The sequence below is a fragment of the Ruegeria sp. BHSB196 genome (genome assembly GCF_059613135.1).
On record NZ_JBXWRY010000038.1, the window covers coordinates 1 to 20,116 of the forward strand.

Here is a 20,116-nt window from a genome sequence, read left to right on the forward strand (position 1 = left end):
CGCACGGGCTGGCCCTGCCTTGGCGTGGTGCCGTGGTTCGACGATGCGTGGAAACTGCCCGCCGAGGACATGATGGATATCCGGTCACGCGTGGGTGGCGCCTGCAAGGTCGCGGTGCCGCAACTGGAACGCATGGCGAATTTCGACGATCTCGACCCGCTGTCGGCCGAGCCCGAAGTCAGTGTCGAGGTCATTCCCGCCGGACGCCCCCTGCCCGGAGATGCGGACCTGGTTCTGTTGCCCGGAAGCAAATCGACGATCGGCGATCTGGCCTATTTCCGGGCGCAGGGCTGGGACATCGACCTGCTGGCGCATGTCCGGCGGGGCGGCCACGTGCTCGGCCTCTGCGGCGGGTATCAGATGCTGGGCCGGACCATCGCGGACCCCGACGGGGTCGATGGACGCCCGGGCACGGTTCCGGGGCTGGGCCTGCTGGAGGTGGACACGGTCATGGCCGGCGAAAAGCAGGTCACGTTGCGGCAGGCCGTCGCCCTGCCCGGCCGCGAACCGGTCTCGGGTTACGAGATTCACATGGGCCGCACCCAAGGCCCGGACTGCGCCCGCGCCTGGCTGGAAATCGACGGCCGTCCCGAAGGCGCGGCCAGCGCCGATGGCCGCGTGCGCGGCAGCTACCTGCACGGGCTGTTCGCCTCGGATGCGTTCCGGGCCAGCTTTCTGGCCGGGCTTGGGGCCGAGGCCCACGCGGGCTATGACGATGGTGTGGAAACGGCGCTGGACGATCTGGCCGACCATCTGGAACGGCACATGGATCTCGACCAGCTGCTGGCCCTGGCCGAAATCCCCGGCCGCGCGCCGGCCTATTCCAGTTCCTGAGAGTCCAATACGCGGTGAATCTCGCGCCGCACCAGCTTGCGGACATTGCGGGTGATGCGCTCGCCCAGCGCCCCCTGAAGCTCTTCGCGAACGATGTCGGCCACCAGTTGACGCAGCGCCGCTTCGTCGATCACCGCCTCGGCGCGCTGCTCCACCTCGGCCTCGGTCAACACCCCGACCGGCGGCTCTTGCGGTTCGGCGGTCTCCGCATCCTCGGCGCCGATCACCTCGGCCTGCGGCTGCGCCGGCGCGGCCTCGGGCTCAGCTGCCGGCGGATCCTCGGGCGCTTCCGGGGTCGCCTCCGCCACGGCGTCTTCGCCTTTTGGTTGTGCGCCGTCCTCCTGCCAGGCGATCGAAGAGGTCCGGGTTCCGGAATAGGCGTCGTCGCTTTCCCCGTCCGGCTCCCACTGGTCGTCGGTCTGCGCAATCACGGTTTCCAGCGCCGCAATCTTGGCGCTCAGGCTCACTGCCGGCTCGATCAGGATCACCCCGTCGGCAACTTCGCGCTTGCGGACCGCCGCGGCGGCGTTGGCGGCACCGTCCGGTGCCGGCCTGCCCTCGGCGGGTTCGGGCGACTCCGCCCTGGCTGGCTCGGCCTCCCCCAGCTTGTGGCGCAGCACCAGCGGTGCCGTTCTGGCGGGCTTCGCAGCCCCGGCTTCCCGCGCCTCGGTGATGCGCAAAGCCGAGGTCAACAACAGCCGCCCCGGCTTTCCCTGTTCGTGATTTGCGGCTTCGGCCTGCCCGGCGCCGTGCTGTTCCCGCACCAGGCGCCGAATCGATGCAAGCACGTCTTCCGCCTCTGCCTTCGTGACCGGATCCGTCATGTCCTGAACCACTCCTAACCTCAGGGTTGAGATTAGCGGAACTCGGCTCAGGCCACAACAGACAGCGTCGGCGTCAGCGTTTTCCCAACGCCTTCAGAACCCGGTCCAGATCCTTGCTCTGCTTGCTGACCTGCGCCGGCGCGTTCTTGACAAGGTTGTAGTAGAGCGTCGGGTCATAGATCTGCACCGCCAGCCCCAGGCGCTCGGCCGTCAGCAGGCCCTGCGCCTGCAGCAGCTGGTAGGCGGCCAGCGAGCGTTCGGTGATCGCCGCCACCTGCGCCAGCTGCGCATCGAGCAGATCCTGTTCCGCGGTCAGTACGTCCAGCGTGGTCCGCGCGCCCAGCGTCGCCTCTTCGCGGATGCCGTCAAAGGCGACCTGCGCCGCCCGGACACGCTCGTTCGACGCGGTCAGGCTGGCCCCGGCCGTCTGGTAGCGGGAATAGGCGTCCTTGACGTCCTGAACGATGTCCTTCTGCACGTTCAGCAGATTGGCCCGCGACGCGTCGCGCTGCGCCATCGCCCTGCGCACCTGGGCGGCAAGACGGCCGCCGGCATAGATGTTCTGCTGGAACTGCAGCCGAACCGCGGCGTCGTTGCTGAAATCGTCGTCGTCGAAATCCTCGAGCACGCCGGCCTCGGCCTCGAAGTTGACGGTCGGGCCCAGCCCGGCCCGCTGCTGCCGGACCAGCAGATCCAGCGCCCGCACCTCGTGCTGGGCCGACAGGATCGACGGGTGGTTGCGTACCGCCAGATCCACGGCGCTGTTCAGCGAACTGGGCAGGGTCGGGATCGGAGGTTGACCGGCGGTCCGCCCCGGCTCCTGGCCGACGGCATTGACGTATTCGGCGCGCGCCACGGCCAGATCGCCCTCGGCATCGGCCAGGTTGGCCCGCGCATTGGCCAGCCGCGATTCCGACAGCGCCACGTCAGTGCGCGTCACCTCGCCGACCTCGAACCGGTCCTGCGACGCGCGCAGTTCCTCGCCCAGCAGGCGCACGTTGTTCTGGCGGATGCCCACCGTTTCTTCGGTCAGCAGCACGTTGAGATAGGCCGTGACCGCCCGGAACAGGATCTGCTGTTCGATCTGCAGCAGGGCCTGACGGGTCGCCAGAACGGTTTCCTGCGCCGACTGCTTACCGAGCGCCGACGCGCCCCCGTCGTAGATCAGTTGCCGCAATGTCAGACCGGTAAAAAAATCCTTGCGGTTCGTATCGGCGACCAGCCCGTTGGTCTGGCCGTCGGTGTACAGCCGCCGCACCCGCGCGGTCCAGTCGATGATCGGCCGCAGCGCCGACAGCGCGATGGCCACATCCTCATCCGCGGCCCGCAACAGCGCCCGGTTCTGCTCCAGCAGACCGCTCGTGTTGTAGGCCCCGATCATCGCATCCGTCAGATTGTCGGCCGTTCCGGCCCGTGGCGAAAATGTCGCCGCTGTCGTGATGCCAATTGCAAATACCAGCGCCCTCAAAAGACCGCGCCGCTTCGATCCGTGCATTTCTCATGCCCCTCTACGAGTATGTTTTTCTTGCCTCGGGGCCAGTTTGATCAGGAAATTTCGCTGTGGCAAGAAGGTGCTGAAAGGAATTTTTCAACTATAGCACAAATGCCCGCTCTGCCGCGAACCCGTCCAGGACCGGAGCGCTGGCATTGAAGGCAAAGCGCCAGTTGATCCGGCCGTTGGTCTTGCGTCCGATGCGCGCGGTGCCCAGATCGCCCTCCATGAAGACGCAGGCGATGCGCCCGTTCTCCTTGAGCTGGTCCAGCAGCGCCTGCGGCACCTGTTCGACACCGCCCTGAATCAGGATCACGTCATAGGGTGCGTGTTCGGCCGCGCCCTCGGCCAGCGGCCCGTGATGCACCACCGCATTGTCCGCGCCCACGTCGATCAGGATCGACTGCGCCTCCTGCGCCATCGCCTCGTCCGATTCCACGGCCACCACCAGCTGCGCCATCCGCGCCGCGACCGCGGTCGAGTATCCCAGGCTCGCGGCGACGTCCAGCACCATTTCGTCTCCGGAAATATTGACGAAATCCAGCATCTTGGCGAGCGTGCGCGGCTCGGGCAGATACCGCCCGCCGCCCAGATCCACCAGGTCGCCGGCATAGGCCACCTCGCGCTGGCGATCCGGCACGAACCGTTCGCGCGGAACCGACAGCATCGCGTCGATGATCGGGAACTTGGTCACGTCAGAGGGACGGATCTGCGTATCGACCATGATGCGGCGGCGCTCGGCAAAGTCAGTCATATCGGTGCTCGTCAATTCCTTGTGCTACCGGGCTTTTGCCACAACCGCCCCGGCCCGGCAATGTCCGTTCGGCGGAAAACGGTGCCGCACGGGCGCGGCCCGGCGCCGCCCCTCGCCCCGGCCCGCCCCCGTCTCGCGGCGCATTTTCGCCGCCGCCCCCACTGGACGCCGCCCGCGAAAGCTGATAGAACGCCAGTCGAACCACGGCAAGTGATTGATATCACTTGAAAAGGCGAGTTGGCGGAGTGGTGACGCAGCGGATTGCAAATCCGTGTACACCGGTTCGATTCCGGTACTCGCCTCCATTTAAAAACAATCACTTACATCACTCCTTGCCGTGTTTGAGGCCCCGCGTTTACAGGGGCGTTTACATTTTTGTGTCTTGAGACAGTGATTTCGCTCGATTGAGCTTGCGCAGAACCGCATCGCTTTCGTCCGGGCTAACCTGCGCATAATGCTCGATAACTTGCGCCGCGTAGCGAACCGACCACCCCATCAGCACCGCAATCTGGCGCAAAGACAGATCGGCATTTAGCAATCTTGTCGCCGCCGTCCCGCGCGTATCAGACAGAGTCTTCTCCCTGCCGTCGATCCAAGGGGGGATCTGAGCTTCGCGCCGCCACTTGGTGATCTGGTTCGATGCCCAACGGGCCGTCAAAGGCCTGCCAAGTTCTGACACCAGCAACACCTCTTGGCCTTCCGGCGTCTCTGCGATCAATTTCTCAAGTGCCGATGTGGCAGGGATATATGCGATCTGGCCGCGCTTACTGGTCCTGAAACGAAGGCGCTTGCCGTGCGGCGTGTCTTCGAATTGGTCCATCTTGACCTGAACCAGATCAGCAGCTCGCAAACCGGTTTCGCATCCTGCGGTCAGGATCCTCTGCACCCATTTCGGCGCAAATTTGTTGAACTGGGCGATGTCGCCACTCGTCCAGATGATTTCTGTGCGGTTCGATTGGTAGAGCTTCTTGAGCTTGTGGCAGTGATGCTCTTTCAGCTTCCCCTCTTCCACGGCCCAATTGAGGACGCGCGTCGCATGGGTGCCCGCCATATCGTGCTGCTTGGGCGAATGAAGCCACTTCTTGCGCCAATTATTGACCTCGCCCCTTGAGGCGCGCTCTTCGAACATCGCGACAGGATCGGCACCGAACTCCTCGCGGAACAACTCCAGCCATTTACGGATATCCGCCTTTGAACGCTCAGCCTTGGGCAAGGACGCACTGGAAAGAAAATCATCGACCAAGTGAGTCGTTAGATATTCGGCCGGGCTCACGGGCGTACCGCACTGCGAAAACGCATGGAAGAATTCGGGTTCTTTGGGGTTTGGGTCCGTCCCTTCCCAAAATTTTGGGCCGCCCCGCCAAGCATAGAAATGGTAGCGAACACCGGACACAACCTTGCGCCGGACACGGTGGACACCCTTGGGAAGGTTACTTCTGGGCACGGCGCGCTCTCCGCTGTGCAACGAGGCTCGGTTGCGAAGTGGCGTCGCGTTCTGCCGCGCTGATGCCCTGAACAGCATCCAATCGCGCGCGAATGAGTTTCGGGTCATACCACCCGCGCCGCCCGGGCACCGGAGCGATACCCGTCCTGCGGCAGAAGTCATAGAAGGACGCGCTCGGCTCACTGTAGCCGAAGAGAAGCGCAAGCTCTGGGGTCGGAATCAGCTGAATATGGCTTGGGCTCATTTTTCAGCCCTCTCACCCACGGCTTCTTGCCGCGACATGGCTGCCCGCAAACATGACACCACCTGAGCGCCCTGTGAGCGTAAGTTCCGCACAGCCTCCTCTTCAAGCCAGGCTTTCACGTCCGCTGGAAGGTTAAGTTTGAACTGGGTTGTCTTCATATTTACACCTCAACAAAAGGACATAAAATGTCCATATCATTGAGGACAAATATTGTCCAACATGGAATCATGAAAGAAGAAGCCTTGGTCCAATTCAAACTCTTGCTTCCTGCCGCGCTCAAGAAGCGTCTGGAAACAAATGCCACACTAAACCGGCGCAGCCTGTCTCAGGAAATCGTCGTCGCCCTTGAGGAGAAGTATCCGGCAGCAGAACCGGATGCGACGTCGGATCCAGCGGCCCGGATGCTCTTCTGGCTTGCCAAACGCATCCGACGAAGGAACCCGAAGCCCGGAACTCCCAGAGACAAGCAAGCCGCCCTGTATGAGCGCATTGCGGGTGACATTGCTGAACGCATGAAAGACATCGGCGAATAGCTCTAGTAAGCCACCCACTCATATCCGTGGTTGCCTTCGTGATCCTCCCATTCGACACCGACCCCGCGCCTCCAATTTGTTGACGAACAGCGTCGCGTCGGCAAAACCCATTGTGGGGCGGCCGCAGGTGTCGTGCGTTGCCAGCCAAATTCGCCTTGTGTGCCGTAGGTCCCGAGGCGCATGATGTAGCTCTCAGAGCAATCATCGTCACGGCCACGTTCGCGATGACTGTAGAACCGAACATCCCAAACACGGATCGAGCGCACAAAATCGAATTCCAGACCACTGATGTCGATATCGGCACCACCTTCGACCACTTGTGCCAGAATAACCTGACCAAGTGTCCGACCTGATTGGTCGCTGGCCTCCCAGATTTTAGGGGCCGCGCTTTGCAACGGCGCGCGCTCAGAAATACCCATCGGGCAGCGCCAGATTTGCAACGGCGGCTCAATCGGCCAGGGCGTAATCCTGCGGACAAACACGGCGCGGGCATGGGTACATTCTGCTGACGCGGGCCACCCACCAGCCAGGCAAAGTAGAATGGCGCAGTCAACCTGATAGGCTTTAGCCGCTTGTGGAGCCACGGTTGAAAGCAAAGCCAAAGCAACTCCGGCAGTCCAATTCCTGATAAGTTTGCACCGCATTTCAATCAATACCTTTTGATTACATTACTGCATTATTGATACACTAGCTCCAACCTCAACCTTCACACCATATGCGAGCATAGGGTTTATGATGTTCGCGCGCGTTTTGTGGAATATATTCCGTAGAGCGGTTCTTGTGATCTGGCCGAATACAGGCCATGAAATTACGGGAACAAGTAGGGTTAAATATCCGGAATCTAAGAAATTCCAGAGGGTTGAGCCAAGAACAATTAGCATTAGCTGCCGACCTGGATCGTAGCTACATCAGCGAGATCGAACTCGCGAAATTCTCAGCATCGATCGATGTTCTGGAGCGGATTGCCCATGCTCTCGACATCGCTCCCAAGGAACTATTTAACGAGAGGGGCTAGTTTTGCCCGAACTTGAGAGTGTTCGCACGACGGCCGAAGCCATCGGTCGCATTACGTGTATCAAGACTGGCGAAGAAATCGGTCTGCTTTATCTGTGGGATAACGGCGAGACGCAGGCAGCGCTTTATGAGCCGTATAAGAAAAACCCAACTGGTACGCCAAACATGCCTGAGCAAGACACAAACCTTGATCCTGACTGCAGCTAACGTCAAGAACGGGACTGTCAGCTGTTTCGTCAGGCACGAATAGCCAGGAGCTGCAGAAGAGCTGCCGTTGGTCGAGATGTGGATACCCAGAAGAGGAAATTCAGGGTGGCAACGGCGTTGGAACTTAGGTGGAGGGGACGGGAACCACGTCTAACCTTCTCTGGGCCTACGAAGAACATCGGCCAAAGACAAGTGCAACTGGCACGCAGTTATTTCCTTTCAAAACCGTATCTTATTCCTTCACCACGAAGCTCAAGAACACGTGCGCCTTCGTCGGTCATAGGATTGGGAAGCATTTCTATTTTTGTCTGGGCTGGTTCTGCAACATGACTGACATATGCGATCTTGTATTGAACGCCACTACGCACACGAGCCGCCAATCGCGCTGCTCTTACTTCAGTTTCCCCTATTTCAAAAGATTGAGGGTCATCCACACTAGCTTTGACCTCAATCTGCCAGATCTGGTTCCTGTAAGAGACCTCAAAATCATAACCGAGCCCATCGTTCCCATCTCGATCAGTTATTAATGCTCCGTTCTCCGAAACCCATGCCGAGTCGATATCCTGTTTGTTGAGGATACGCTTCAGCCAATGGTAAACGACCATCTCGCCCAGACGACCGATCAGTTCAGCCTTCTCCTCAGGGACACGAGGTCGCCGCCCCTTCTTTTTTTCGCTGTTCCGGTCGCGTCCAGGCTTGGGCGTATGGTTACCGTGCTGAACCTTTTCCAAGTCAGCAGACGAGCTTAAGGCGCTGCCCAGAACCTCAGCTGAAAGCGACTGCTGCAGTTCATCGGACAGAGAAAAAAGATCGACCTCTATCGGATCAATCAGTTTCCCGTTGAATTCAACTAGGCGCGCCTCGCGCTTGCGCTCTTCTTTCGCTTCCCGAGCCTTCACGCTCTCGTCCTTAACGTCATCGTCGGAAAGCTCAAGCTCTTTGAGGTCAAGTGAATGGTGCATACCGACAGGCCAAAGATCCAGAATCTGAAGCCATTTCGCAGCCGAAGTGTCATCAAGCATGCGAAAATCCAACACACCAATACTATCCAGCCGTTTACGGAGATCCTCGACCCCGTCTTTCTCGATCAAAGTGTCAAGGCGCCTCTCTGGTTGGAATTTTGCGCACCAAGCGCGAAGAATTGGCAGTGCTCTCCGAATGAAGTCAGAAAGGAATTTCCGATTATGGTCACGGACCTGTACTAGGGTTGAAGGCTTCGTCACCTGATCGCCTAGCGGCGGCGCACCTTGAAGATCGAGCCACGCGTTCACCAATGCTTCCATCTCCGAGTTAGGAGGCTCCTTGAACCGAAGAAGCCAAGTCGGATCTGGTTTCAGTGTGCGAATAGCGTCTCGGGTCACTGCGTAGTCATCCACGGGCTGCATCAAATTCAGCTTTTCTGCGTAAGCCGAAAGCAGGCACTCAGTGATTTCGATCTCACGCTGCCGTAAGAAATTCTCAAGACACCAGCTATGTTGTTCGGGATATGTCTCGGGTTCCAAGCCAACAGCATTTAAGCTCTTATTGAATTCAGCGAAATCAAGACCAAGGCCTTCTCGGAAATCTCCCGGACCCAACGCAGTGCGACAGACCAGCAACAGTTCGCCGACATCGATGGAGGTCCGAAGAAGCAATTTCGTCAGTGTGGCCCGCAGCAGCCCTTCATCCTTAATCGTTTGGTCAAGTTCCTTATCGAACGCTTCGATCGTAGAATGGCCCGCAACATGGTAGAGAACGGCACGTATCCAAGGCGCTTGGCGTTCAAGGCCTGCATTCAGCGTAGTAGTTGCAGCCGTCGTCGATGAGGCGGAAAGTTGCAGAAGTTCGGCCATGCGTCCGACATCTATTCCGGGATATGCTTGCGTATCGTCAAGCGGAACGTCGCGGCTGATGTGAGCTAGGAGTAACCTGAGATGTGGAGCGAGAGCACGCTGTCCCAAAGCCTCACAGATCGCAGGGATACACCGATCGACGAGCTCCCAGTTCCACTCCTCACCACTCCCCACGAGAATAACGGACTGCCCATTTTCAGCAGTCAGACTAAAGGCTTGAGAGGCTATTTGCTCCGGCGAGATGCCAATTCCGTCGACAACGAAGCCTAACGTAGATGCTTTCGCGAGACTTATTCGTTCAAGTTTCGCCAGTAGTTCAGAACGGTCGGATGGAAGGCGTTGCGCATCAGTACCGATGAGGGCTTCTATCGCGACTGCCAGCATAGGCCGAAAGATTGGGCAAACCTCGAGGATTGGGGTCTTCTTCGCGTCATCGATAGAATTTCCATCAGCACGAAGCGTGTAATCGACACGGGACATGCGTCTGATACGCGCACCATAGAACGCCTCGAAGAGCTCTCCAGTTCGTTCCGGCTCGCTCTCCTTCAATTGAAAGAACGCTTGCCCACTGGCAGCTAGGAGACCCGCATCGCTTTCCCTTTCGGTGTCGCAGATATATACGATTTCGCCCTGACTTTCGTCCTCGTCAAACATGTTCACAGATACTCTACTGTTCTGTTTTTGAACTAAGATCTCCACAGGAACTACGGTTTCGTGCGGATCTTCAGTGCTGTCTTCTACGCGCGCGAGGAACTGCCTCCATGTTCGAAAATAAAGGTTAAGCAATCGTGGTCTGAAATGATCGTCAAGTCCCTCACTACTGAAATGCTCTGCGAGGAAAGCAAGCTGATCAGCCAAAGTGTCAGGGTCGCCGAGAATGCGAAGGCCCGCTCGTTCCTGTAATTTCTGGAAGAGGTCACTCCCTGATCGCTCGAGTATTCGCCTGACTTCTCGAACTGGTCTCGGAAGGTATGACAGAAATCGTTCGCCGTCGGCATCGTTCAACCAGACATCAGATGGCGCAGCAGCTACTTGGCCAAGGTCAGAGTGCCCAAAATCCTCTACTGGCAACCAGTTTGACGAGCGTAGGAACGCCGCAAGCGGTGTAGGCCAGTTTCGGCGATCCGCCCAACGCGAAAAGTGATGGTGAACTTCAAGCTCCCACGCTAGCTCCGATGGTTTCGCCAACCAATCAAGGATCAGTTGGGCGTACAGAGTCTTGCACGCGGGCGAAAAGGAATCCACGTCAGCTTGGCCAGGCAGCCAGTGAATTTCGCCATCGATCACGTATTCTGTGGTAGATGGAAGATTGAGGAGCGACGGATCCGAAGACCTGATGCTCTCCTGCCAAACTTCGCCGAATGCTTGCGGCATCCCATAGTCTTCAACAAATGAAAAGCTTCTGATCTCGTTTGCTCGGAACCGGTTTTTCTTCGATGATTTTCGCTCGAGCCTAATGCCACTTTCAACCCCAAGCTCGGATAAAAACTCCACCCAATCTTCGATCTGCTTGTTCCGAAAAGCTAGATGATCAGGCGCTGCCAGTCGGCGAGAGGACAAAGCAACCAGGTCAGGAATATTCGGCGGAGCGGCATCAAGGAAATTCTGGAGCAGCCTCCCCGAGGTTCGGCTGGGCCATCCTTCCGAGAACACAGCTTCTCTTGCCTCGATGTATCGACCGTCAAGTGTCGGCACCCGAAACCGGTGTTGAGGTTGCAATCGAAAAGATCGATTGGCTGCGCGGGGCTGGCGCCACAAATGAAACGCCCAACGCAAGCCGCCCTTGAGAACTTCTTTGTTGCGCTCATTTCGCAGTGTTCGAGAAAGATGCGCGAGTATTGCTTCGCGATCAAACTCCTCCACGAGTTTGTGCTTTTCGAGATAAGCACGTGTCCCGGTCAGTTCCCGATGCCAAGGATAAGTGCTCGACAAGAAACCGAAACGCTCAGAAAGTTTCTTTGGCGGATCGATTTCTAGGTCTTCATCCGTATCTGACCTGCGCGGGTCGGGAGGAGAAAATATTGCCGTCTCAAGTTTGCGACGCCTGCGTGACGGCCGCGAACTCCGTTCTACTTCAGGTGGTGGCAACATGGCAGCGTGAAGTTGGCCGTCGTCTCCAATCAGCACAGAAAGCCCCGCTAAGAGATTTCCGTCACTCCCCATGAAATCTGGAATCTGTAAGAAATACTCCTGCCAACTGGCCTTGGCAGTTCGGCTATTTTTGTAGAGACTTTTGGCCACGGTTTCAACAAAACGCGCACGTTCTTCTCCACCGGGCTCTCCAGCGTAGCCTTCAGCAGTGTTTGAGAGATAGCGGTCCAAGCGATCTTGCCGGGATGCTATCGAGTGCCAGATCGGCCAAACACCAAGAGCCGCCGCGAAGTACGCCGCCTCATTGGCAGAGAACGTACCGCTATTGTCCGGCCATAAACGCGAGAATTTCGGCGGCTTCCATGTCAAGACAAGGCCATGGGGCCCCGTTTCCGAACACGGGACAATTGGAGCGTCATCAAATTCCTCACATCCAAAGACTTCTGCCAACTTGAGCGCAACAACTTCCGCCAGATTTTCGTCGGCCTCCAGACTTCCAACCTTCTCCCAGCACATGAAGTCTGCAACAGCTGCGGAGCGTTCATCATCTGTAAGCCAGTTCGAGATCATACCAGCCGGGTCCATGACGATCTGATACACCGCCTCGGATACTAGGCCTGTCGCTTCCTCCAATAAAACCGCGTTCAAGCGATTTCGTGCGTTCAGGTGTTTTCGGTTCGACGAAGGGAAGAAACTGCCGTGCAGATATCCTTGAAAAGGAGCTTCAGCCTGCTCGCCCATCGGCAGATATGTGTAAAGCCGCGATGTTTCGACCGGCGCATCGAGCCGGACCGCGATCGCAACATCACCTGCTCCAGTCCACCTTTCCCAATGCTCGCTTAATTCCTTTTGCGAAATTGCCTCTGCGATGGCTTCCTTCATGACACGCTCTGCAACGGCACGGCGCGCGACGAGTAACGTCCCCGCGGCTCCAAGATTCACTCGAGAAAGGGCAATGTCCCCAATCTCTTTTGTCTCTTCTGAGCGTTTGAACTTGAACTCTGTTTCAGTTTCTCCGTCCACGCCCAAAATCCGAAACTTCAATGATTGGACACGATCCAGAAAAAGGAGCATCGGAACCTGCTGAGCACGAAGTTCCTCGATTTCTCGCCTAACTGTATCCTGAGCAGCCGCATTGCGGAGCGGTAGCTCGATGAGAGTTGAGAAATTGTCGCCAGCATAAGCGCGAACTGCGTCGTTTTGCTTATCCTGCCATACTGGAATATGAAAGATTGGCAGGTCTCGTGTCGCTAGTTCACGATGCCGCAGATCATCGATAAGTGTCCGGTAATCCGCCGCGCCGGCAAAGCCAAAACAAAAACCAGAAAAACTGTCTTGTCTCGGAGCGTCAGTTTGCTGGGAATAGATTCTCGGCGTGTCTGTGATCTGTACGACACTCCGAAAGCCAAGGCCCTTGTTTCCGATCGACTCGCCCAATGGCTTCCGAGAGAGGCCGATGTTGCAAAGATCCTTCACATTCTCTGAGGCGAAAGCCCGGCCAGTGTTAGCAACGAAGAGCGTCCCTTCAGCCTCATAACGCAAATCAAGCGTTATCTCGATTCGACCGTCCCGCGTCTGTATCGGATGAGCATCGTAGGCGTTTTGAATTAGTTCGATCAAAAAGCGGTCGCGATAGTCCGAAGCAACGTTAGCCGTCAGGCTCGCATTGCTTTTGTAGACCTCGTCCAAGTACTCGCCATTATCGCCGATAGTTCCCCGAAAGCCACGGATTTTGTCGGCCGCTAGCATCTCGATCATGGATCGATGCGGAGCAAGCGCTGTGCCTTCCATTTGGCCTTCGGGCTGCTCGACGGCAGGCGAGTGGTGGGGCATAATCTTAGACCTCTGTCGAAGTCTTGACACAATCGTTTGGCACAGCGGCCTGACGGTCAAGAGTTAAAATCCACGGCTCTCCTGAAGGCCGGGGAAAATTTCCTTCATCTGCACCGAGCATCATCAAAGCGGTTCCGAATGGTAGCTTCGTACTCAGCTGCTTTCTCCTTCCTGGATGCCAGCTTTCCAGGCATCGGAACCCGCTTGGCGCGCCATCGCCACCTCGGCGAAGCGTCCCGCCAACTCACGGTCCCCAATTCGGACGGCGTAAACTTTCTTGCGCATCGCGGTGTGGGTATCGATTTTGAAAATCGCTGCCACGGGCACGACATACTCGGCCGTTTCATAGGCAAAAAACTCGGGTATGTCAGGATCGTGAGACTCCCACCACAACGGCCCCACCTCTTTCCGACTGGCCAACTTACGCTTTGTCAGCTCGGCTTGGACAGCTGAATGCAATCGGGACGCATCCGCATGTTCTGGGTCGCGCGCCAAAACCCGATTTGCATTTGCCATCCGATCCTTGAGCGTCTTCAACGAGTCGTGGTGCAATTCGGACAATATTTTCTCAATATTCATCTGCTCTCATTTCTCGTAGGGCACACAGCGTATTCACCAGCTGCATTTGCTGAACAGTGTTACACTTCGCCTCGCGCAAGCGCGGTGAGCCGAAGACCAAGGCCAGGCCCTTGGCACGCGACACCGCCACATTGATACGGTTGAGCGAAAACAGAAACTCCACGCCTCGCGATGTCTCTTCGGCAGAAGATGCCGTCATTGAGACAAGGCATACTGGTGCTTCCTGCCCCTGAAACTTGTCGACCGTCCCGACCCGAATGCCATCGGGAAGTGCATCTTGGAGGGCATTCACCTGAGCGTTGTATGGGGCGACGACGATGATATCCGTCTCCTGCATTGGACGGCGCGAGCCGTCCTTCTCCGTCCAGCTTCCGCCAAGTAACTCAGTGACGGTTTCTCCAATTTCGGCGACTTCTTCCTGTGCGATCTGTGCATTACCCTCATGAGAGACCGGAACCCAGAAAGCTCCGGCGTTCGGGAACGCCGTGCCTGTCACGCACTGGTGAGCCGTATCAGGATGACTGGTCAGTCGGCCTTCATACACCTGTTCCGAAATGAACTGACAGACATCAGGGTGCATGCGTCGCGATACGGGGAGGAAGATGCCCTGGTCGGCTGGAACCGTCGCATGCTCACCGAGCATCCAATCCAGGCACGACAGGTTCGCAGGCTCGGGATGTGCTCCTTGAATGACCTGCGGCAACTGGCGTGGGTCGCCCACAAGCACGATGTTTCGCGCGGCACGCCCCATGGCGGCCATGTTGGCAAGTCCGACCTGGCCTGCCTCGTCCACGAACAGCCAATCAAAGGCCTGAACATTTTCGTCGCGCGAGAAGAACCACGCGGTGCCGCCCACGACATGCCCGCCGTTGGCGGCCTCTGCGTTGTCGGTCGTACGATGAACATCGCAATCTTCGGGATAACCATCCTCGCTGCCAGAAATCTTGTGCACGAGTTCGAGATTGATCGGCAGGTCTTCGTCTTCCAACGCTGAAAGACAGCCCATCAGCACATTCCTGATAGCCTCGTGGCTGTTGGATGCGACGCCGACGCGATGGCCCTTGCGCACCAAAGACAGGATCGCGCGTGCACTCACATAGGTCTTGCCGGTACCAGGTGGCCCCTGAATCGGCAGGACCGTTCCATCCATGTCATTCACCACGGCAATAGTGCCCGCTACAGGTTCTGCCCCGCCCAAAAGATCGCCTCGTGGGCCAGAGCCCAGACGCGGTGAAGCGCGAGACAGCAGGTCGTCCACCGCCGTGTACCGGCGCGCGCCGCACTGATCGGCGATCACATCGCGCAAAGCACCGGCAATGACACCCGTCTGGATCGGCCAATCTGGATGCAGCGTCAGTTGATCCGCCAAGAGGTCGGCCTTGCCTGGACCTGCTTTGACCGTGATCTGGCGGGCGCGGCGATCCATGGTCTCGATTCCGACCGTTGTCGGGGGACTGTCGAACACCGGAACCGTCGCCTTCTTACCGCTCCGCAGTTTCGTTTCCTGTTCGGGATAGGTGTATCGGCGCGCAAAGGATCGCTTGACGGGTTCGACAGGGCCCGCTGCCACAAGCCCGCCAAGCGCATCGAGATCGTCGAGCAGATCATCTTCGTCCTTCGCAGCGCTATCGAATACGGCCCATTGCGCGGGCTTCACCTCGCGGCTGTGAAAAACGCCGAGGTTGAACAACATATCCTGCCGCGCCTCCGGCAAACCTGATGCTGCCAGCAGGTTGCGCAGAGCTTGCGTATCGGCGTCCTCTTCGACCTCTTTATCACCTGCATCCGGGGCAAGTGTCGGCCAAGGGCCAGCAGGCCGGATTCCGACCAGCCAGTCGCGCAATTCCTCGGTCGAGATACAGTCAACGCGGTTGTAATCCTCGATCTCGTCCAGAATCTGCTGGTCCTGCGTTTCGCGCCAGCGCTCATATGCCACGACCGAGCCACCCGCCGTCTTGACCTCACCGTCGCGCTTGCGGTCGTAAAATGCCTCCATCGATTTGATGGAATAGTTCGGTTCCGATCCGATCAACCCGCCGCGTACTACGGCGAACAAATCGACAAAGCGGCGTTCCCTTAGCAGCCGGTCGAGGAAAGCCTCACCGATCCCATATTTCGTGGTCAGGCGTTTGAGCGCTGTGATCTCGTATGGCGCGTAGTGATAGATGCGCGCAGTCGGATACTGCGTGATCCTCGCGCGAAAGAACGCCAGCAAGTCGGACAATGCCCGCGCCTCGGCATCGTGGTCATGGGCCCAGAAAGCCTGGAACTGCCCGTCGAACCAGATGCCGTGCAGATATTCGAGGCCGCCCTCGTAATGCGGATCGCCTTCGATGTCATAGAACAGGTCGCCGGGCTGGGGTTCAGGCAGGAGGTCGAAGCCTTTGCCTGGCTCCAGTGCCCGCAGTTCGAAATCTGGCTCCCCGGTTTTGCGGGCCTGCTGCAGACGGGCTTGAGTGACCAAACGGGCCTGGGTGTTTTCGGCCATTCCGCGCACTGGGTGATCCAACGTCGAGAGAGCCTCCAATGTGTGAACACCCGCTGTTTCTAGCTTTTTCACCTGACCACGACTGATGTTGGCGACATTGAACAAGCTGTCTTCGGCGTGCCAGACGCTGTTGCAATGTTCGGCCCAGCGGCACAGGCCGCAATCAGCACATGGCACCGGGCGGGTCGGCTGTGGGTCAGCGACGAAGGCTTCCAGCCGCGCGCGCGCCATCCGCGCATAAGCAGAGTAGTCCGCCAGGCGCAGCGTCGCGCGCGTGCCGTCTCCCAATTCGACATGCGCAAACTCGGGCACCACCCCCTGAATTTCCGCCAGCAGATCGGAATACAGCACCAGTTGAAGCACATGTTTGGGATCGGCCCGACGTTTCAGCTTGGTGTCGGCCACCTCGTAGCTTAACGGTCCGAGCGCTGAGGGGGTCTCAACACGCTCCAGGAAGTCGGACCAGCCGCCCCAATTCCCCGACAGAAACGCGCCCTGAAACACCACACCCGGACCAGCGGCGAGCGCCGCGCGTGTGGCTTCGGCATTTTCGCCAAGTTTGCCGCGCTCGATTTCCATGACCGTGCGCCCGGCCTCCTTGAGGCGAGCAAGATGCGCCGCCTCATGCGCATCGCCCTGCTTTTGCAAAAGCGCTGCGTCTTCGGTGTCTTCGCTCGGCTCCGGGCCGGTTCCGCGCATATGCGCCAAATCAAGGATGGTCGCATGTGCGCAGCCTGTGAAGCGCATAAGATCCGTGGCGGAGAACAGGGTATTTGCGCCTATAGATTTCACATTTGCATTCCAAATTACTGAGCGAAAAAGAGCGGGCTAGGCGCGGATGATGCGCAAACCCTTCGGCGATACCAATGATGCCCGTTTGCCTTTCCCGGTCATTCGCAGCGAAAACCCCTCAGAAACAAGCTCCGCCGCTTCGTCCAAGCTTTTTACAAATACTGCATTTTCGGCATGATGCTTTGTCGCTCCGAATTTCGGGTCGCCAAGACAGTAGCCTTTCGTTCCGAGTTCAGGTTCTTCAGCTATACCACCGCGCGGAGCAGTACGTTCAATACGAATTACCTTTCCCGTCATTCCATTTTCCTTTCAGGTTGAAATCTATCTTTGAGAATCACCTCGACAGACCGCAAGGTCATCAATACCGTTTGAGGGTGTCAATTTCTGACATGGAGATCAAATGTCTTTTGCAAAAGCGCAGGATTTGCTTCGCTTTGCCCAGATGGCGGCGTCCCGCCGGGGAGGTGTCAGCCTTGAGGACATCTGCGCCGAGTTTGATGTTTCGCATCGCACTGCTCAACGGATGACTGAGGCTCTCGAAGCAACTTTCGTGAACGTTTCGACCGCAGACGATGCGGAAAGACGGCGTTACTGGCGGATGGACGCCCCCTTGCCAGACCGACTGCAGCCCCGGCAGGAAACGGCGATCGAAGCGCTGGAAATCGCGACACGTACCGCGCGCGATGAAGGGCGAATACGGCACTCACGCGCTCTGGAGGATCTCCGCGACGGGCTGTTGGCGCGATTGAATCCAAGGGACGCGCTTCGGTCGGAAGCCGATGCAGAGGCAGTGCTGGCTGGATTGGGACAAGTCACGCGCCCAGGCCCTACCGTCACACTGAAGCCTTCTGTGACGGATGCTGTCATCGAAGCGCTGCGCGGGCCGTTCCGGCTGCGCGTCTGCTATGGCCTTCAGGGGGCTGCGCCGCGTGTGATCGAACCGCATGGCATGCTGCTGGGGCACCGCAGCTATCTCGTCGCGCGCCAACCCTCGCGTGGAGAAGACATCCTGAACTTCCGCATGGATCGGATTCATGAGGCGGAGGTACTGAACGAAAGCTTCCAACTGGCCTCGGGTTTCTCCCTAGAGACCTACGCCTCTCAGGCGTTTGGTGTCTATCAAGACCCTGAACAATATGGCGAAGTCGTGTGGCGCTTCTCACCGGAAGCCGCTGAGCGTGCCGCCGAATTCCTTTTCCACCCGACGCAAGTTGTCGAACCTCAGGACGATGGCAGCCTGGTTGTCAGGTTTAAGGCAGCGGGCTGGCTGGAAATGGCATGGCACCTTTATCAATGGGGCGACAAGGTAGACGTATTGGCGCCAGCAGGATTGCGCGAATTGATTGCGGGCCACCAGAGGTCGGATTTCGACGCTCTGCCATGACGATATCGAACAGGAATTCGCTATGAAGAACGGTCTCGACCATGCAGCCTTGAAGGCAAAACAACGCGCCATTCGCGAAGGCTTTCCCGAAACCATGGGACTGCGCGCTCATCGTGCCATCAGTTGGGTTGGCCGTGCAGAAGCCTGCGGAGAGGATGATGATGCACGCTTTATTTTCCTCTGGATCGCATTCAACGCCGCATATGCCGACGAGCAGGAGTTTAAAGCGATCGCCCCGGGAGAACGCGCTGCTTTCGTCGAATACTTCGGTCGGCTCGTCGCTCTTGATCAAGACCAACGAATCTACAAGGCACTGTGGCAACAGTTTTCAGGCCCGGTTCGGATGCTCATGGAAAACCGGTATGTCTTCAATCCTTTCTGGCAATACCACAATGGGATTGATGAGTTCGAGGATTGGGAGGATCGCTTTGTCACCTCGTCCCGCTCCTTTGCATCGTCATTCCAAACGGGCGACAGTGCACGCGTCCTGAGCTTTGTCTTCGACCGATTGTATGTCCTGCGTAATCAGCTCGTTCATGGAGGATCAACCTGGAACAGCGATGTGAACCGGGCGCAGGTTCGGGACGGTGCTGAAATCCTTGGGTTTCTGATGCCTTTATTCATCGACATCATGATGGACAATCCAAATGAAAACTGGGGTATCCCATTTTATCCGGTGGTAGCCTAGTCGCCTTCGCGCATGTACATTGACGCGAGCGTTTAGAGGCCGCTTCGTCGCCAGCAATGCGCGTCGTTGGGCGCTTTTGTGCGCGCTCTAAACGAGCCCACCCTTGGAACACCCTCACAATGATCTGATTTTCCGACCAACGCTACATACACCGTCCAGCACGCACGCGATCTTTGACATGTTATTTTTCTTGAAAGAACGCCGATCGCCGCCCCTGCTTTTCAAAATACTTCAGCTTAAAATTAGACGCTTCATGTACAACTTGGCGCCAACTGTTGCAGCCGTATTTCGATGGAGTTTGCTCGGGATTCCGTGCAGCTATCCATCTACCGGCCTCGTCGACACATGCCCACCCGTCGACCGACAGAACCGAAAATGCCTCCCTTAGCGCTATGACAACGCCACTATGCTCCGATTCCAGCGCCTGGTCTTCGGAAACACTGTTGAATACCTTATCTCTAAATGCCTCAGATTGGACCACTTCAGACAACATCCTGCGCATTCGAATCATATCCTTTGCCCACTCCGACAGCTGCTGGAAATGATCTTCGATACGGTTGAGCGACACGCTCAAGGACTCTTTAGCCACAACGCAACCATCCACACTTTGCATGTCAAAGTGGTCGAAAAAGTGATGAACCAAATCGTTGCGCAAGGCTACAAGCTCTTTGAGTTCCTGATTTATTCGCGCAAATTCCGAAGCTGGAAGGCTCAATTGCGTCCCTAGGGCAATCCAAGCGTCATCTTCAGCCAAGCTTGAGGATGTATCTTGGGGTGCCCTTTCGTCACTGGGAACGACATAAGAACCGATAAGTTCACCAACCAGCGAACCAAGTGTCTTACGTGCGGTTTCCTCCGCTCTCGCCGCTCGAACTTGCTCTATGCTGTGGGCTGGCCCTGATACTTTGTGATCTGCCACGATAGCTTTAATGAGCCGCTCGTATTGTTGAAGCCGCAGTATGCACTTTCCCAGAAAAAGCTGGACCTCTTTCTGGTGCGCGTCCAGCTCGCGTTCTAGCGATACATCCATTTAAAGCACCTAGTCAAAATAACCTGCCCAGCCAACATAACATCGACATTACA

The 20,116-nt window shown here is 57.6% G+C and carries 14 protein-coding genes, 1 tRNA gene and 1 pseudogene; 6 read left to right on the forward strand and 10 right to left on the reverse strand.

Features of this window, described 5'->3' with window-relative positions; translation table 11 throughout:
• Positions 1–834: pseudogene (locus AC2FNJ_RS15965) on the forward strand (cobyric acid synthase); the annotation flags it as partial.
• Here the strand turns inward: AC2FNJ_RS15965 and AC2FNJ_RS15970 are convergent.
• The 3 genes from AC2FNJ_RS15970 to AC2FNJ_RS15980 all read right to left on the reverse strand — a co-directional run bounded on the left by AC2FNJ_RS15970 (position 819) and on the right by AC2FNJ_RS15980 (position 3,904).
• The gene (locus AC2FNJ_RS15970) at positions 819–1,658 is read right to left on the reverse strand and encodes a hypothetical protein (protein WP_496765644.1); all 840 of its coding nucleotides are present in this window, start codon (positions 1,656–1,658) and stop codon (positions 819–821) included. The pseudogene AC2FNJ_RS15965 and the gene AC2FNJ_RS15970 overlap by 16 nt on opposite strands.
• A gap of 73 nt (positions 1,659–1,731) precedes the next feature.
• Complete coding sequence (locus tag AC2FNJ_RS15975; protein ID WP_496765646.1) at positions 1,732–3,153, reverse strand: TolC family outer membrane protein; 1,422 nt, start codon at positions 3,151–3,153, stop codon at positions 1,732–1,734.
• Positions 3,154–3,250: 97 nt separating this feature from the next.
• The gene (locus AC2FNJ_RS15980; protein ID WP_496765648.1) at positions 3,251–3,904 is read right to left on the reverse strand and encodes a protein-L-isoaspartate O-methyltransferase family protein; all 654 of its coding nucleotides are present in this window, start codon (positions 3,902–3,904) and stop codon (positions 3,251–3,253) included.
• Between the two features lie 231 nt (positions 3,905–4,135).
• Between AC2FNJ_RS15980 and AC2FNJ_RS15985 the strand changes: the two genes are divergently transcribed.
• Positions 4,136–4,209 (forward strand) — tRNA-Cys (locus AC2FNJ_RS15985).
• Positions 4,210–4,271: 62 nt separating this feature from the next.
• Here AC2FNJ_RS15985 and AC2FNJ_RS15990 read toward each other — a convergent pair.
• Positions 4,272–5,456 carry a tyrosine-type recombinase/integrase gene (locus AC2FNJ_RS15990; protein WP_424928159.1) on the reverse strand — a complete coding sequence of 395 codons (1,185 nt, stop codon included), beginning with the start codon at positions 5,454–5,456 and terminating at the stop codon, positions 4,272–4,274.
• 321 nt (positions 5,457–5,777) lie between these two features.
• Here AC2FNJ_RS15990 and AC2FNJ_RS15995 point away from each other — a divergent pair, with 321 nt between their 5' ends.
• Complete coding sequence (locus AC2FNJ_RS15995; RefSeq protein ID WP_496765651.1) at positions 5,778–6,125, forward strand: hypothetical protein; 348 nt, start codon at positions 5,778–5,780, stop codon at positions 6,123–6,125.
• Positions 6,126–6,127: 2 nt separating this feature from the next.
• Here AC2FNJ_RS15995 and AC2FNJ_RS16000 read toward each other — a convergent pair whose 3' ends face one another.
• Positions 6,128–6,769: a hypothetical protein gene (locus AC2FNJ_RS16000; protein ID WP_424928389.1), complete on the reverse strand. Its 642-nt coding sequence runs from the start codon at positions 6,767–6,769 to the stop codon at positions 6,128–6,130.
• 158 nt (positions 6,770–6,927) lie between these two features.
• On the opposite strand from AC2FNJ_RS16000, the gene AC2FNJ_RS16005 reads away from it, so the two are divergent.
• Entirely contained in the window at positions 6,928–7,140 is a 213-nt protein-coding gene (locus tag AC2FNJ_RS16005; protein ID WP_040103945.1) for a helix-turn-helix domain-containing protein, read from the forward strand.
• A gap of 415 nt (positions 7,141–7,555) precedes the next feature.
• Here AC2FNJ_RS16005 and AC2FNJ_RS16010 read toward each other — a convergent pair whose 3' ends face one another.
• The 4 genes from AC2FNJ_RS16010 to AC2FNJ_RS16025 all read right to left on the reverse strand — a co-directional run bounded on the left by AC2FNJ_RS16010 (position 7,556) and on the right by AC2FNJ_RS16025 (position 17,258).
• Positions 7,556–13,102, reverse strand: a complete 5,547-nt coding sequence (locus AC2FNJ_RS16010) for a sacsin N-terminal ATP-binding-like domain-containing protein (RefSeq protein ID WP_496765653.1) — start codon at positions 13,100–13,102, stop codon at positions 7,556–7,558.
• Positions 13,103–13,255: 153 nt separating this feature from the next.
• Positions 13,256–13,681: a hypothetical protein gene (locus tag AC2FNJ_RS16015; protein ID WP_424928154.1), complete on the reverse strand. Its 426-nt coding sequence runs from the start codon at positions 13,679–13,681 to the stop codon at positions 13,256–13,258.
• On the reverse strand, positions 13,671–16,961 hold the full coding sequence (locus tag AC2FNJ_RS16020) for a TM0106 family RecB-like putative nuclease (protein ID WP_424928153.1): 3,291 nt from the start codon (positions 16,959–16,961) through the stop codon (positions 13,671–13,673). Before AC2FNJ_RS16020 ends, AC2FNJ_RS16015 begins: the two co-directional genes overlap by 11 nt.
• A gap of 36 nt (positions 16,962–16,997) precedes the next feature.
• The gene (locus AC2FNJ_RS16025; protein WP_424928152.1) at positions 16,998–17,258 is read right to left on the reverse strand and encodes a hypothetical protein; all 261 of its coding nucleotides are present in this window, start codon (positions 17,256–17,258) and stop codon (positions 16,998–17,000) included.
• A gap of 103 nt (positions 17,259–17,361) precedes the next feature.
• Between AC2FNJ_RS16025 and AC2FNJ_RS16030 the strand changes: the two genes are divergently transcribed.
• A complete protein-coding gene (locus AC2FNJ_RS16030; RefSeq protein ID WP_424928151.1) occupies positions 17,362–18,345 on the forward strand; it encodes a helix-turn-helix transcriptional regulator in 984 nt (327 codons plus the stop codon).
• 22 nt (positions 18,346–18,367) lie between these two features.
• On the forward strand, positions 18,368–19,033 hold the full coding sequence (locus tag AC2FNJ_RS16035; RefSeq protein ID WP_424928150.1) for a hypothetical protein: 666 nt from the start codon (positions 18,368–18,370) through the stop codon (positions 19,031–19,033).
• A 181-nt stretch (positions 19,034–19,214) separates the two neighbouring features.
• Here AC2FNJ_RS16035 and AC2FNJ_RS16040 read toward each other — a convergent pair whose 3' ends face one another.
• Positions 19,215–20,063 (reverse strand): OST-HTH/LOTUS domain-containing protein, encoded by an 849-nt coding sequence (locus AC2FNJ_RS16040; protein WP_424928149.1) that lies wholly within the window; start codon positions 20,061–20,063, stop codon positions 19,215–19,217.
• Positions 20,064–20,116 lie beyond the last annotated feature (53 nt).

What these genes read in the sequence shown, in the direction of transcription:
- AC2FNJ_RS15970 (WP_496765644.1), bottom strand. Translation starts at nt 1,658, where the DNA reads ATGACGGATCCGGTCACGAAGGCAGAGGCGGAAGACGTGCTTGCATCG.
- AC2FNJ_RS15975 (WP_496765646.1), bottom strand. Translation starts at nt 3,153, where the DNA reads ATGCACGGATCGAAGCGGCGCGGTCTTTTGAGGGCGCTGGTATTTGCA.
- AC2FNJ_RS15980 (WP_496765648.1), bottom strand. Translation starts at nt 3,904, where the DNA reads ATGACTGACTTTGCCGAGCGCCGCCGCATCATGGTCGATACGCAGATC.
- AC2FNJ_RS15990 (WP_424928159.1), bottom strand. Translation starts at nt 5,456, where the DNA reads ATGACCCGAAACTCATTCGCGCGCGATTGGATGCTGTTCAGGGCATCA.
- AC2FNJ_RS15995 (WP_496765651.1), top strand. Translation starts at nt 5,778, where the DNA reads ATGTCCATATCATTGAGGACAAATATTGTCCAACATGGAATCATGAAA.
- AC2FNJ_RS16000 (WP_424928389.1), bottom strand. Translation starts at nt 6,769, where the DNA reads ATGCGGTGCAAACTTATCAGGAATTGGACTGCCGGAGTTGCTTTGGCT.
- AC2FNJ_RS16005 (WP_040103945.1), top strand. Translation starts at nt 6,928, where the DNA reads ATGAAATTACGGGAACAAGTAGGGTTAAATATCCGGAATCTAAGAAAT.
- AC2FNJ_RS16010 (WP_496765653.1), bottom strand. Translation starts at nt 13,102, where the DNA reads ATGCCCCACCACTCGCCTGCCGTCGAGCAGCCCGAAGGCCAAATGGAA.
- AC2FNJ_RS16015 (WP_424928154.1), bottom strand. Translation starts at nt 13,681, where the DNA reads ATGAATATTGAGAAAATATTGTCCGAATTGCACCACGACTCGTTGAAG.
- AC2FNJ_RS16025 (WP_424928152.1), bottom strand. Translation starts at nt 17,258, where the DNA reads ATGACGGGAAAGGTAATTCGTATTGAACGTACTGCTCCGCGCGGTGGT.
- AC2FNJ_RS16030 (WP_424928151.1), top strand. Translation starts at nt 17,362, where the DNA reads ATGTCTTTTGCAAAAGCGCAGGATTTGCTTCGCTTTGCCCAGATGGCG.
- AC2FNJ_RS16035 (WP_424928150.1), top strand. Translation starts at nt 18,368, where the DNA reads ATGAAGAACGGTCTCGACCATGCAGCCTTGAAGGCAAAACAACGCGCC.
- AC2FNJ_RS16040 (WP_424928149.1), bottom strand. Translation starts at nt 20,063, where the DNA reads ATGGATGTATCGCTAGAACGCGAGCTGGACGCGCACCAGAAAGAGGTC.